The organism is Actinomycetota bacterium, assembly GCA_014360645.1.
Classification (GTDB): domain Bacteria; phylum Actinomycetota; class Geothermincolia; order Geothermincolales; family RBG-13-55-18; genus Solincola_B.
In genome coordinates this window covers 52494-66154 of the sequence record JACIXD010000005.1, presented here as the reverse complement: position 1 = coordinate 66154, position 13661 = coordinate 52494, and the positions used below count along the sequence as shown (strand labels likewise).

At 59.2% G+C, this 13661-nt stretch carries 14 protein-coding genes; 9 read left to right on the top strand and 5 right to left on the bottom strand.

Annotated features, from left to right (window positions below; genetic code table 11):
- Positions 1-2: 2 nt before the first annotated feature.
- The 3 genes from dnaN to H5T74_05655 all read right to left on the bottom strand — a co-directional run bounded on the left by dnaN (position 3) and on the right by H5T74_05655 (position 3477).
- On the bottom strand, positions 3-1091 hold the full coding sequence (gene dnaN / locus H5T74_05665) for a DNA polymerase III subunit beta (protein ID MBC7229861.1): 1089 nt from the start codon (positions 1089-1091) through the stop codon (positions 3-5).
- A 244-nt stretch (positions 1092-1335) separates the two neighbouring features.
- The gene (gene dnaA, locus H5T74_05660) at positions 1336-2676 is read right to left on the bottom strand and encodes a chromosomal replication initiator protein DnaA (GenBank protein MBC7229860.1); all 1341 of its coding nucleotides are present in this window, start codon (positions 2674-2676) and stop codon (positions 1336-1338) included.
- Between the two features lie 48 nt (positions 2677-2724).
- Positions 2725-3477, bottom strand: a complete 753-nt coding sequence (locus tag H5T74_05655) for an HTH domain-containing protein (GenBank protein ID MBC7229859.1) — start codon at positions 3475-3477, stop codon at positions 2725-2727.
- Positions 3478-4146: 669 nt separating this feature from the next.
- Between H5T74_05655 and rpmH the strand changes: the two genes are divergently transcribed.
- The 8 genes from rpmH to H5T74_05615 all read left to right on the top strand — a co-directional run bounded on the left by rpmH (position 4147) and on the right by H5T74_05615 (position 10149).
- A complete protein-coding gene (rpmH, locus tag H5T74_05650; protein ID MBC7229858.1) occupies positions 4147-4281 on the top strand; it encodes a 50S ribosomal protein L34 in 135 nt (44 codons plus the stop codon).
- A gap of 6 nt (positions 4282-4287) precedes the next feature.
- Positions 4288-4614 carry a ribonuclease P protein component gene (gene rnpA / locus H5T74_05645; protein ID MBC7229857.1) on the top strand — a complete coding sequence of 109 codons (327 nt, stop codon included), beginning with the start codon at positions 4288-4290 and terminating at the stop codon, positions 4612-4614.
- 5 nt (positions 4615-4619) lie between these two features.
- Complete coding sequence (yidD, locus tag H5T74_05640) at positions 4620-4847, top strand: membrane protein insertion efficiency factor YidD (GenBank protein ID MBC7229856.1); 228 nt, start codon at positions 4620-4622, stop codon at positions 4845-4847.
- A gap of 6 nt (positions 4848-4853) precedes the next feature.
- Positions 4854-5924 carry a membrane protein insertase YidC gene (gene yidC, locus H5T74_05635; GenBank protein ID MBC7229855.1) on the top strand — a complete coding sequence of 357 codons (1071 nt, stop codon included), beginning with the start codon at positions 4854-4856 and terminating at the stop codon, positions 5922-5924.
- Positions 5925-5939: 15 nt separating this feature from the next.
- Positions 5940-6395: a KH domain-containing protein gene (locus H5T74_05630; protein ID MBC7229854.1), complete on the top strand. Its 456-nt coding sequence runs from the start codon at positions 5940-5942 to the stop codon at positions 6393-6395.
- Positions 6396-7731: 1336 nt separating this feature from the next.
- On the top strand, positions 7732-8460 hold the full coding sequence (gene rsmG, locus H5T74_05625; GenBank protein ID MBC7229853.1) for a 16S rRNA (guanine(527)-N(7))-methyltransferase RsmG: 729 nt from the start codon (positions 7732-7734) through the stop codon (positions 8458-8460).
- 26 nt (positions 8461-8486) lie between these two features.
- Positions 8487-9293 carry a ParA family protein gene (locus H5T74_05620; GenBank protein ID MBC7229852.1) on the top strand — a complete coding sequence of 269 codons (807 nt, stop codon included), beginning with the start codon at positions 8487-8489 and terminating at the stop codon, positions 9291-9293.
- Positions 9286-10149, top strand: coding sequence for a ParB/RepB/Spo0J family partition protein (locus tag H5T74_05615; GenBank protein MBC7229851.1), 864 nt, complete (start codon positions 9286-9288; stop codon positions 10147-10149). Before H5T74_05620 ends, H5T74_05615 begins: the two co-directional genes overlap by 8 nt.
- Here the strand turns inward: H5T74_05615 and H5T74_05610 are convergent.
- Positions 10146-11090 (bottom strand): D-alanine--D-alanine ligase, encoded by a 945-nt coding sequence (locus H5T74_05610; protein ID MBC7229850.1) that lies wholly within the window; start codon positions 11088-11090, stop codon positions 10146-10148. The two genes, H5T74_05615 and H5T74_05610, sit on opposite strands and share 4 nt — an antisense overlap.
- The gene (locus H5T74_05605) at positions 11090-12379 is read right to left on the bottom strand and encodes a PLP-dependent aminotransferase family protein (protein MBC7229849.1); all 1290 of its coding nucleotides are present in this window, start codon (positions 12377-12379) and stop codon (positions 11090-11092) included. The genes H5T74_05610 and H5T74_05605 overlap by 1 nt, the downstream gene beginning before the upstream one ends.
- 294 nt (positions 12380-12673) lie before the next feature.
- On the opposite strand from H5T74_05605, the gene H5T74_05600 reads away from it, so the two are divergent.
- Positions 12674-13540, top strand: coding sequence for a protein-glutamate O-methyltransferase CheR (locus tag H5T74_05600; GenBank protein MBC7229848.1), 867 nt, complete (start codon positions 12674-12676; stop codon positions 13538-13540).
- Positions 13541-13661: the final 121 nt, after the last annotated feature.

The following is a 13661-nucleotide window of genomic DNA, read 5'->3' as shown; positions in this document are numbered from 1 at the left end:
TTCTACATTCTTATCGGCATTATCACGTAGGTGAACTCCCTCCCATCCTTCTCCTTTACGACCCCGGGTTTTAAGGGCTCGTTCAGGCCCAGGACCACTTTTTCCCCCTCCAGCGACTGTATCCCGTCCTCGAGGAAGGTGGTATTGAAAGCTATATTTATCTCTTCTCCTGTGTGTACCGTCTCCACTTCCTCTTTTCCCTCTCCCACCTCTCTCGATTCTCCCTCCAACAACATCACTCCCTCTTTTGCGGTTATCTTTACCGTGCTGCTGATGAGGGATATCCTCTTCAGGGCGTCAAGGAGCCCTTTCTTGTCCGCCTCTATACTGATGTTCGTTTCTTCAGGGATGAACTGACCGTATTTGGGGAACTTTCCTTCTATAAGCCTTATCATGTGTGTGATGCCGTCCACATCGAACCGTAGCTGTCCTCTGTTCTCGTCCCTCCATATGTTGAGGCTGCCCTCTCTTCCTGCCGCCCTGGCCAGGTTGACGAGCGAGGCTGCGGGGATAATATAATCCCCTTCCTCCCTCACCTTAAAACCGCCCCTGAGGACCTCTATCGCTAGCCGGTAACTGTCGGTGCTTACGAGCCTCACCTCTCCCTCCGCCACTTCCATATAAACTCCCATGAGGGTGGGTCTCTTCTCGTCCTTTGATGCAGCCCTGCTCACCTTACTCACCGCTCTGAATATTTCTCCCGCCTGCATCTCTTCCAGCACCGGAATATCCACCTCCGGTCGCGCCGGAAAATCTTCCACCGGCATAACGTACAGCCTTACGGTGCTTTTCTCGCCCTGCACCTTCAGCTCGTTTGCCGTGCACTCCATGGCCAATCTCTCATCCCCCGAGCCCCTCAGGTATTCAAGAAAGGTCTTCATGTTTACCACGCAAGCGCCCGTCTCCTCCACGTTCGCCTCGCACCCAGTGACGGTATATGACTCCAGGTCGGTCGCGCTCAACTCCATAGCTCCGTCGCTGCAGTCTATCTTCACGCCGGACAGAATGGGCATTATCCCTTTTCCGCTCGCCGAGTATTGAACCCTCTGCATCGCTTCCAGTATGTCGCTTCTCAACACGTGGACCTTCATGTTATCGACACCTCCTCTTACAACTATCCTATAAATATACCTTCATAGGATTAATAGTATCTCCTGTTGATGATGAGCATATATACCGCAGTCGCTGGTAGATGGCGCAACCAAAAAGACAAAAGCTGTCGACAGGCTGTTGAAAAGAAGATGCTTTAAGGATGGACAATAAACAGGGGATGAGCGGACGAAAAGAAAAGAGCGGTTTATCCACAGCGGTTGCATGAAAAGATAACAATTTGTACTACCCCTGTTTTATACGGTTGGTCAGCTTCTGCACGGCATCGTAGATATCCCGCTTCTCCTCCATGAGTTTTTTGATCTTCTCGACGGAATGGATGGTGGTGGAGTGGTGCCTGCCGCCAAAAGCGCTGCTGATGGCGGGGAGGGAGGCATCCGTCAACTCACGGCACAGGTACATACATATCTGTCTGGCGGTAACCAACTGGCGAGAACGGTTTGGGCTGGTCAACTGGGCAAGGGAGATGTTGAAGAAGTCCGCCGTTGTTTTCATGATATGTTCGATGGTGATGTTGCGCTGTTCCTCGGCGGGGAGGATGTCTCGCAGAACTTCCTTTGCGAGATCTAGACTGAGCGGCTCCTTAGTGAGATTGGAGTAGGCGACCACCCGGATAAGAGCGCCTTCCAGTTCGCGTATGTTGGACACGAACTTAGAGGCGATGAAATCTATGACCTCGTCCGGCACATCCTTCTTATCGAGAGCGGACTTCTTGCGCAGGATGGCGATGCGGGTCTCGAGCTCCGGGGGTTGGATATCGGTGGTGAGGCCCCACTTGAAGCGGGATACAAGCCGGTCCTGCAGACCTCCGATCTCTTCTGGCGGACGGTCGCTGCTCAAAACGATCTGTTTGTTGTTGTTGTACAGCTCGTTGAAGGTGTGGAAGAACTCCTCGAGAGTCCTCTCTTTGTTGGCGAGGAACTGTATGTCGTCGATGAGCAGCATGTCTATGGAGCGGTACCTTTTCTGAAAAGCGGAGGTCTTACCGGAGGAAAGCGCATTGATGAAATCGTTGAGGAACTGTTCGGAACTCCGATAGAGGACCCTGAAGTCGGGATACAGACGCTTGGTGTAGTGGCCGATAGAATGAAGAAGGTGCGTCTTCCCCAGCCCCACCCCTCCGTAGATATAGAGGGGATTATAACAAGTGGGATTCTCCGACACAGAGAGCGCGGCGGCGTGGGCGAAGCGGTTGCTGGATCCGATGACGAAGGTCTCAAAGGTGAACCTCGGGTTTAGGTCATCGCTTACCCCAAGACCGTCCTGCTCCGCGAGGATGTTTACGTCGAGGTAGACAGGATCCCGGCCCTTTTTCCTGCGATCCTTTAGTAGGACTTTAACCTCGCTGACGCCGGGGAACACCTCCGAGGCCACTTGCTGCAGGAGGCCCAGATACCTCTTGTCCACCCACTCTTTAGTAAAGGTGTTGTTGGTGTAGACCAGTAGGACCGAGCCCTCGACCTTGTCCATGTGCAGATTCTTAAACCACATGGAGGAGGAATCGGGGACCTGTTCCTGTAATCTTGTCAGGCATTTTTGCCATAAAAGGTCGGCCTTCTGCACCATCGGATCATCCCCCGGGTGGGTATTCGGCTGCGACACAGGGCAATTCTATTACAGCGAGAGAAGCCTCTGCAAGTAGGATTTACCGGCGTTGGAAAGGAATCTTTTACCATTTTTTGTCACGCCGACGAGTCCCATCTCCTGGAGCTTCACCAGGTCGCGGTGGGCGGTTCCCAGACTTATGTTGAGCTCGGAGGAGATGAGAGATGGTCCGAGTTGGTCTCCCTCCGAGAGCAGGAAAAGGATGTTGTTCTGGCGCTGCGAGAGCGACACCTCTTCACGGGTGGCGGGATTGATTGTCGGGGTGGGGGAAAGGATAAGCCGGGCGAAGGTTCCTTTGCCGGGAAGGGAGTCCAGGAGAAGGTCGCCGCCGAGGGAACGCAGCTCTTCGAGAGCGAGGTTGAGTCCGATCCCCACCCCCCGTATCACTTGGCGGAGGCGCTCGTCGGCGGTGGTGAACCCCAACTCAAAGGCGATGTCGGTGCGTTCCATGCCCGGACCGGTGTCGCAGATGGAGATGGAGGAGTAGAGGGGGTCAAGGACAACTGAGGCGGTACAGGGGACGGCGTGAACGAGGTTCTCCATCACTTCCCGCAGGGCCGTTGCGGGAAAGGGGGACTGCGCCGCCTCCAGCTCCTTTTTCAACAAATCGGAGACGCGTCCTGTTAGGGAGAAGAAATCGCTCTCCACGACCTCAACGACCTCGAACCCCCCATCACCATCGGGAACGGCAACGCGGGTGGGAGGAGGAGAGAAGCGGGGAGGCTTGTTCGCGTCCCGCCCGCTGGCCTTACCGGAGGCCATTTTCCACTCCTTTCAGGCCGTACGTAAAAAACCAGCGAAGGAAGATGGAAAACTCTAAAAAGGCGAAAAAGACAGCGCCGTTATTCACAGCCATGATGCGAGCGAGGGGCGGGAATACGTGGAACAACGGCTGCTCCAACAAAAGGACTGACCTCCTTGAAAATGGCCTTCTAGCAGGCAAAAAGCTGATTATCCACAGAATAATCCACAGTTGTTGAAAACCAGAGAACGATACAGGCGCCTGCGCTCACACGGCCTATTATATCAACCGGACTGAATGGGGACCACACCGTCAACGAATTGAACGATGGAGCAGAGGTGGAGGAGGATGAAAAGAGCGGAAAGATATCCGGAAACGAGGAGGTGGCGGGAGAAATACCGGAAGAAGGGGTAAATGCGCCGCCGGACTCGGGAGAAAGAGCCGTATGAGAAGAGGAGGCAGCAAACGGTGGATGGGGAACCCCCCACACTATAACCGGAGGATTCTTTGGCCCCCCGGCGTTTCCCTCGAGAAATCAATGCGGCGCAAGCGATGGGTTGTGGGATCGGAAAAACTGTATCCAGGCAGGAAAAGACCTCGGGCAGGCGGAGCCCGTCCGCGAACAGCCCGTTTCTTGACACCCCCAAGGGCCGCGGATATAATCTTTATGCTTTATCTGGAGGTAAGTTATGAAAAGGACCTATCAGCCAAATACCAGAAAAAGGAAAAAGAACCACGGCTTCAGGAAGCGCATGAGCACCCGGGCCGGAAGGGCGATAATAAAGAGGCGTCGGCTCAAAGGAAGGAAGAGGTTGACCGCCTGAGAGCACATGGAGAGCCTCAGGAAGAGCCGTGATTTCCGGAAGGTCATCGAGGGTGGTAATAAGGCAGTATTGGAAACGATTACCATATTTACTCTGCCCAACCGCGAGGGGAAGATCCGCCTGGGAGTGTCGGTATCCCGCAAATCCGGCGGGAGCGTGAAGCGCAACAGGATAAAGAGAAGGATAAAGGAAGCGGTAAGAAAAAACTCGCACCGTCTACCCCAGAGCGTCGACATGGTCGTCATGACGAGAAAGGGCGCCGGGGAGGCATCTTTTCATGAGCTGGAAAGGGATATCTGCAGCTTGTGTGGGGATAAGGAAGAGGGACGATGAGGACGATGAGATCGGCGCTGAAAAGGCCGATATGCACTGCCATAAGGGCGTACCAGGTCGTGATATCGAGCTGGATGCCGCCAAGGTGCAGGTTTTACCCGAGCTGCTCCCAATATGCCTTGCAGGCGGTTGAGAGGTTCGGTCCAGCAAGGGGTATGTGGCTGGGAATCAAGAGGCTCTCCAGGTGCCACCCATGGAACGAGGGCGGATATGATCCGCTGCCGGAGAAGTAGTAGAAGATGAACATCTGGTCCTCGATCTGGAACGGCATTGTGGGAGGGCTCAACTTCCTCCTCCAGGCATTCTACCAACTGACCGGGAACTACGGGGTCGCCATCATCCTGCTGACCCTGCTGGTAAAACTGGTGCTCCTTCCCCTCACCATAAAGCAGACGCGGTCCATGATCGCCATGCAGAAGATACAGCCGGAGATAAGGAAGCTGCAGGAAAAATACAAAGACGATCGGGAGAGGCTCTCGCAGGAGATGATGAAGTTCTACAAGGAGAACAAGGTCAATCCCCTGGGAGGTTGTCTGCCCCTGCTGCTCCAGCTCCCGGTGTTCTTCGCGCTGTTCACGGTGCTGAGAAAATACCTCTTGACTCCCCCGACGTTGATAGCGGGAAACACCTACGCTGTGATGAAGGGCCTGCCCCAGTTTGCGGCCGGTCTTCCGGGTGCATACGCATCCCTGCCGGTGATTAAATCGTCCGGGTTCCTGTGGGTGAAAAACCTTGCGGACTCTACAAGGATCGCCGACCCCACGTTTATCCTGATCATCCTGCTGGCGCTATCTACCTGGTACTCCCAGAAGCAGGTGATGACGGATCCCAGGCAGAAGAACATGATGATAATAATGCCCCTGCTCACCGCCTTCATAGGGTGGAGCCTGCCCGCGGGCGTGGTGCTGTACTGGTTGACCACCAACATACTGCAGATTGCGCAGCAATATGGCATGGAGTACTACGACAAAAAGCGCCCCAAAGAAGAGCCTAAGGTCGCGGTGACGCGGAAACCGGAAGCCGAGAAGGGCAAGGCAAAACCTCAGGAGGCCACGGGTAAGCCGGCGCAGAAGCCGGCCCAAAAAGGCGCAAGATCGTCGCTGGCCACCTCCGCTCAGCCATCCAGGCAGAAGGCGAAGGGGCCGGGGAGCCAGCAGAAGAGCAAGCCGGTGGACAAGAAAAAGGAAACGCCGCCAAAAAGTGCCCCCACGGGAAGCGGAGGACAAAAAAGAAAGCCCAAGAGCCCACCGCCGCAGTCGCGGCGAAAGAATGCGGGTGGCCAGGGGAAAGGCGGCACGCGCAAGAGATAAGGGGAGGACAGGACAATGGAAGCCGCTGAGAGGCCTTATACCCCCAAGAGCATCGTGGTGGACATCGTAAACCTCATGAACCTGAGGACCAGGGTAACGAGCTGGGAAGATGACGAGGAGATTCACGTCGACGTTTGGGGAGACAACCTGGGAATCCTCATTGGGAGGGGGGGCGCGACCCTGCAGGCCCTGCAGGATATCGTGACCACCATCATCAGGCGAAATGGGCGCGAAACGCGCAGAATCATCATCGACGTGGAAAGATACCGGGAGAGAAGAAGGCAAAAACTCCGGGAATATGCCCAGAAGATGGCGGAAAAGGCCCTGACGACGAGAAAGCCGGTAAGGCTGGAGCCAATGCCGCCGCGCGAAAGAAAGATCGTGCACGACGCGCTCAAGGACGTCGGGGGAGTGGAGAGCAAGAGCGAGGGGGAAGAGCCCGAGCGCAGGATCGTCATCACCCCGGCCTGAGGCGAAGTGTCACGGGGTAATCCACGCACCGGGAACCGCGCCAGGCAGTCACGAAAAGGAAAAAAGAAAAACCGCGACACCGAGGCGATTTATGGGCGTGGCAGCGGGCAAAACATCCAAGATCGAAAACGGGAAGCAGGAACACCGCAAAGGCTCAACCCAAGCTTAAGGTAGAGAAACCGCCATAAGAACTCGAGCGGGCGATATCGGCAAGAAACGAACACTAAGAATTCGGCAAACGCCACGCCATGACCGGGAAATCCAGCCCTACTGCCTACAAACGGCACACCTCGGAGCCCGGGCTCGCTATTCGAGGCCAACGCAGCAAAAGAGACTAGAGAGGGCGGTTTTTGATAAGCGATTACGACGGCAGCGTCTTGCCGCCCGGGACCATGCGAAGAATTGTGGAGTAAGGGGACAGCAACGGTGACGCACCTAGCGACCCGGAAGTCTGGAGCAGTACGCGCTGGACAAAAACAACCACGCCGGCCCAGTAGCGCCGATTCCCACAAGAGCGGCGCACCCGCTCCAAAGCGACGTCAGGGGGATGACGGGAGTGGCAAACAGGGGCGGGAGGGAAGGAGTTCATAGAATATATGGTAGATGCGGCGGGCAAACCCACAGAAGGGCTTATTGCGGAAAAAGCAGCGTAAAGGGGAAGGGACAACCACGGGGACGATCACGGAAACCCATATGGCTGTGTTGAGCAGGAGTCCAGGCGAGGAAAAAATCCCGATAACACAAAAAGAGGAAGCAAGAGAAGGCGGACAGAGAGAGAAGGGGGCGGGAAAAAGAGGTGCCAGGAAAACGTTTCACGTGAAACAACGACCTCCGCAGGGAAGCAACGCCGGCGGGGCAATTAGCCGCCGTACGACGGGGGCAAACCGCGAGATCACGCATAAACGTTTCACGTGAAACAACGACCTCCGCAGGGAAGCAACGCCGGCGGGGCAATTAGCCGCCGTACGACGGGGGCAAACCGCGAGATCACGCATAAACGTTTCACGTGAAACAACGACCTCCGCAGGGAAGCAACGCCGGCGGGGCAATTAGCCGCCGTACGACGGGGGCAAACCGCGAGATCACGCATAAACGTTTCACGTGAAACACCTTGCCGGAAACGAGGTCCTTGCCTATTATGTGAATGGTATGTTGGACACCATCGGGCTAAACGCGTCATCGCCCCCCGTCGCCGGACCGCGGGGATGCGGCGCTAAACAGAATACCTCCTTTACGAGTATCCTTTTGGAGAGGATTGCCTGCGATACGATAGAAAATATTGTTTGGGAGGCATGACGGCAGCCGGTTATTTTCGCGGAGGCCACGAGGAAGCATCATGGACGAAACGAACGAAGCCCCTCTCTCCTCGCAGTTGAAAGATGCGCTGCAAAAGACCTGTACAAGGATGGGGGTTTTTCTGGAGGAAGAAAGGGCAGCAGCGCTCTGCGTGTATATTGACGAACTCGCGAGGTGGAACCGGGCGTACAACCTGGTAGGAAGAAGGGTGGGAACCCAGGGGATGATCGATCTTTGCGTGGATGCCATCACCCCCCTCTGTATAAAGGGGCTTTTCGGGGAGGAAAAGGAGGTCCTTGACATCGGTTGCGGCGCCGGCATGCCCGGCATACCGCTATACATCCTCGCAGGACCCTTTCCCCTCACCCTGGTGGAGCCACAGAGAAAAAAGGTGACCTTCTTGCGTCACATACGAAGGAAAATGGGACTGGAAGGCATAAGCATATATCCGGGAAGAGTCGAGGCCATGGCTCGCGATGACGATCATCTGAACGCCTATGAGACGGCGATGGCAAGGGCGGTCACCGACCCCCTCCGCCTTGCCAGGATGGCCGAGCCCCTCCTCTGCGAAGGAGGCCAGCTGGTGCTCTTTGCGGGGGAGAAAGATGCCGGAGAGATCAGGAGATACGGCGCTTCTCTCGAGGCGAAGGGCTTAAGGGTCCAGGCGACGAGATCGACGAAAAGGCTTACATCGAGGGACTGCTACCTCGTGCAGTTGGTTAAAACCAGGCCCCATGGTATGCGCGAGGCGCGTTCTCCGGGAAGGTGAGCTAGAAGATCGCGAGGTGATGGCGGATGGAAGTCGAAGAGGCCACTTCGGTTGGTGCGGAAAATCAGGCCAGAACGAAGGTTCTGGCGATAGCAAACCAGAAAGGGGGCGTGGGGAAGAGCACCACAGCGATCAACCTGGGCGCATATCTGGCCGTTGAGGGCAAAAAAGTTCTCATCATCGACCTCGACCCCCAGAGCAACGCCACCAGCGGGCTTGGCGTTAGCGGGGGGATGACGGGGCAGCAGATATACGATGCCCTGGTCAACGAGGTGCCGCTGGAAGAGGTAATAGTCAAAACCTCAACCGAGGGTTTAGACCTGGCGCCGTCTTCGCTCCGCCTTGCCGGCGCGGAGGTGGAGTTGGTGTCGCTGCTCTCGCGGGAGACCAGGCTCAGGAAGTGCCTGGAGGCCGTGAAGGACCGCTATGACATAGTGCTTATAGACTGCCCCCCCTCGTTGGGCCTGCTTACGGTAAACGCCCTGGCGGCGGCGGACGAGGTCTTGATCCCCATCCAATGTGAATATTACGCCTTGGAAGGACTGGTCCTGCTTCTGCGCACCATAGAAAAGATCCGCGTATACCTTAACCCGGAGCTGCGTATCGGCGGCATACTGCTCACCATGCACGACTCTCGCACCAGCATCTCCAGGCAGGTCATGGAGGAGGTGAGGAGGCAGTATCCCCAGGAGACCTTCGTTACCGTCATTCCCCGGAACGTGCGCCTCAGCGAGGCCCCCAGTTACGGACGACCCATATCCCAGTACGATCCGTATTGCAGGGGGGCGTTGGCCTATCAGAACCTGGCAAAGGAAGTGATCTCCAATGGCTAAAAAAGGACTGGGCAAGGGCCTGGGCGCCTTGATATCCAACGGCGCCTCGGCGGAGCAGCCGCGGCACGAGATGCTGCCCGTGGACAGCATCAAGCCGAGCTCAACGCAGCCCCGGCGAAGATTCAAGGAAGAGAGCCTGGAGGAACTCGCCGCATCGGTAAAGGAGCACGGCGTGGTGCAGCCGGTGATCGTTCGTCCCTCGGGCACCGGGTACGAGCTCCTGGTGGGCGAGCGCAGGTGGAGGGCGGCACAGATGGCGGGACTGAAATCGATTCCGGCGGTGATCCGTGATGCGGAGGCATCGCAGTGTCTGGAAATAGCCCTGGTGGAGAACATCCACCGCGACGACCTCAACGGCATCGAGGAAGCCACTGCGTATCGCCAGCTGATGGAGGACTTCGGGCTCTCCCAGGAGGAGATAGCCAAGAAGGTGGGCAAGAGCAGGTCCGCGGTGGCCAACTCCCTGAGGTTGCTTCAACTTCCGGTTGAGGTTCAGGCAACCATCGTCGCCGAGGAGATAACGCCCGGGCACGCACGCGCGCTGCTAGCTCTACAGGGCGATCCCTATCAGGCGACGCTGCTCCAGCGCATCATCGACGAGGACCTGTCTGTGCGCCAGACGGAGGAGATCGTTCGCAGGCGTCTCGGCGGTGCCGCGGAGAAGAGGGCGAGGGAAAAGCCGGAGTCCCTCGGCGAATACGCGGAACTGCTCTCGGCCTCCCTGCGCGCAAGGGTGAAGGTGGTGCGCGGCAAGCGCAAGGGGAAGATAATCATAGAATTCAAGGGAGAGAAGGACCTCTTACGCCTCCTGGAGGAGTTGGGGGTCGGCCCTGCGGCGGAGGCCCCGCAGGCCTAAGAATATTTTTCCAGAGCCAGGTCCACCAGACGGCCCACCAGCTCCGTGAAGCCCATGCCCGCCACCTCCGCGGCCATGGGGAGAAGGCTGGTCTCGGTCATGCCCGGGCTGATGTTCAGCTCCAGCACCTGTGGGACCCCGTCCTCGTCGATGATCATGTCCACCCGGGATACGTTGGCGCATCCCAGGGCGAGGTGGGTGTCCAGGGCGACCTCGACGGCGCGCCGCGTTACCGCCTCGTCCAGCCTCGCGGGGCAGTAATAATCGGTGAGGCCGGGGGTATAGCGGGACTCGAAGTCGAAGAACTCTCCCCGGGGGACAGCCTCCACCAGCGGCAGCGCCTGGAGATCGAGGTTGCCGATGATGCTGGCCGCCACCTCGGTTCCCTTGACATATTTTTCCAACAACACCCGGTCGTCGTAATGCAGCGCCGTGCGCACCGCCTCCGGCAGTTCCTCCTGCGAGCGCGCCACCTTTATGCCCAGCGCCGATCCCTGGGCGACCGGCTTTACCACCAGGGGAAACCCGAGCTTCTCGCCCGCGGGATGAAGGGCGTGCAGCGCGCCCATCTCCCGGAAGGTGGCCTCGCTGAGCACAAAGTAGGGAGGGGTGGGAATGCCCCGGCTCCGGAAGACCTCCTTGGAGAGGGCCTTGTTGAAACCCAGGGCGCTGGCGAACACGCCGGGGCCGGTGAAGGGGATGTCGAGGATCTCCAGGAGCTCCTGCACCGTGCCGTCCTCGCCGAACTTGCCGTGCAGGGCGATGTACACCAGATCGGGACGCTCCCTCTTGAGTGTGGGGACGAGGCTTTCGTCCACGTCCAGGTCCAGGACCTCGTGTCCCAGCTCGGCCAGGGCGCGGGAGACGCGCCTGCCCGACCGCAACGAGACATCCCTTTCCAGGGACCTGCCGCCCATCAGCACACCTACGCGCATGTCCATCAACCTCCCGTCAAGCCGCCGGCTTCCTCCTCGGGCGGAAGCGCGACCGCGTAGCCCAGGGCGCGGGCCAGGGACAGCTCGTGCTTGATCACCCTGGCGAGCCGCTTGATGCCCTCGTGGATGGTCTCCTCGTCCGCGTAACTGAAGTTCAGCCGCATACAGCTCTCGCCCCCGCGGTAGGGGAAGAACCCGGTCCCGGGCACGAACGCAACCCGAGCGTCTATGGCCGCGGCCAGCATCTCCGAGGCCTTGATGAATTCCGGCAGGGTCACCCACACGAAAAGCCCTCCCTGGGGGTTGGTCCACCGGGCTATCCCCTCGAGGTGTTCGTGCAGGGCCTCCAGCATGGCGTCCCTCCTGCCGCGATATATCTCCCGGAGGCGCTCTACCTGCCCCCGCCAGTCCTCGCTGCTGAGGTAGCGGTGTGCCACCATCTGGACGAAGGTCGAGGAGCAGAGGTCGGCCGACTGCTTGGCCAGCAGCAGCTTGTCCAGAATGGGGTGGGGAGCGGCCACCCAGCCTATGCGCATGCCGGCCGCGAAGATCTTGGACAGGGTGCCGAGATAGACCACCCTTCCCTCGTCGAGGCTGCGAAGCGAGGGCTCCGGCTCGCCCTCGAAGCGCAGGAGGCCGTAGGGATTATCCTCGACCACCAGGCAGTCGTGCTCATGGGCCAGCTCCAGCAGCCGGAAACGCCTCTCCCTGCTCATGGTAATGCCTGCCGGATTCTGGAAATTAGGCACCACGTAGATGAACTTCGCCCGCCGGTCTTGACGGGCGAGCTCGACGAGCTTCTCCTCCAGGAGGTCCGTCCTCAGGCCCTGGCCGTCCAGCGGAATGGAATGGATGCACGGCTGGTAGCTGAGGAAGCTGTTGAGGGCGCCCACGTAGCTGGGGGCTTCGGTGATGATGTTGTCCCCGGGGTTGATGAAGATCTTGGCGATGAGCTCCAGGCCCTGCTGTGCTCCGTTGGTGATCATGATGTCCTCCGGGAAGCAGGGCGTGCCCTCCGCGGCCATGATGGCCATGAGGTCGCGCTTCAAGGGGGCGTAGCCGTCGGTGGGGCCGTACTGCAACGCGGCGGCGCAGTCGTCCTCCAGGACCCCGCGCACGGTCCTGAGGATGGTCTCGGCATCTAAGGCCTGGGTGAAGGGCAGCCCTCCCGCCAGGCTGATGATATCCGGGCGCGCGGTGACCGAGAGCAGGTCCCGGATCTCCGAGGACAGCATGCTCGACGTGCGGTGGGCGTACTTGCCCTCGAAGGGATCGAGGGCGAACCTCGGGGACATACCATCACCTCTCTACCGCTCCCCGTCGCGATCCCGGCTATGTAAATGAAGTATAAATGATAGCGCGGCGCGCATCACGTGGGCAAGGGCCCCACGGGGGAGAGGGCGTCCCCGTGCCCGAGGCCGCGAGCGAGCCGGTTAAGAAAGGCCCCGGCGGGGTCGATAACAGCTATGCAGGAGCCGTATATCATTTGACCGTGCCGTGCCGTCCAGGCCGGTTCCCCCCGCGGGGTCGCGGCGAGAGCCGGGTCACGGAGCGGGAGGGACGACGTAACCGGAGGTGCGGGCAGGGCGATGCCAGCGATGGCGGAGGAGCGCGTGGCAAGGGATCCGGGTGGGGGCGCGAGCGGCGCCGACTTCGGGCTGGAGGTGCTCCTGCGGCAACTCCAGGGCGAGCTGGGCCTGAACTTCAGGCAGTACAAGCCGAATTATCTCAAGCGGCGCATCGGGGTGCGCATGCGCGCCACGGGGTGCTCCGACTACCTTCAGTACAGGCAGTACCTAAGGCAGCATCCCGGTGAGGCGCGCAGGCTGATCAATGACCTCACCATAAACGTGACCGAGTTCTTCCGAGACGGGGACGTCTATGAGGCTATCCGGCGCGCGGTGATCCCGGACATCCTCGACTACAAGCGCCGCGGCGGCATGTGGAGCCTGCGGGCTTGGAGCGCGGGTTGCGCCACCGGCGAGGAGCCCTACTCCCTGGCCATCCTCATCCTGGAAGCGCTCGCGCGGGAAGGAGGCCGCACGAGATGGGCGGCCCGAGTCACCGCCACCGACCTGGACGACAAAGCCCTGGAGCGCGCGAAGGCCGCACGTTACGAGGAGGTGAACCTGCTCCCCGGGCTGGAGCTGGACGATTATTTCATGCCGGTGGAGGGCGGGTATGCGGTGCGCGACGAGGTCAGGCGCCTGGTGAGGTTCCTTCTCCTGGACCTGGCCAAGCCGCCACCACTGCGCCACCTGGACCTCATACTATGCCGTAACGTGCTCATCTACTTCGAGCGCGACAGGCAGTCCGAGATCATGGAGATCTTCCACCGCAGCCTGCGGCCCGGGGGTTTCCTGGTGCTGGGAAAGAGCGAGGCGATCGTGGGCGCGGCACAGAGCGGCTTCGCGCCCTTCCGGCGCAGGGAGAGGATCTACCGCAAACGGGAATAAGGAGACGGGGGCTTCCGAGAGAAGGGAGAAGGGCCGGGCAGGCATAAAACTTATATGACCCGGTGCCGAAATACCTTTTAGCGGCGCCATGCTTGAGTTGACCGGGGGTTCCCGCGGCGGG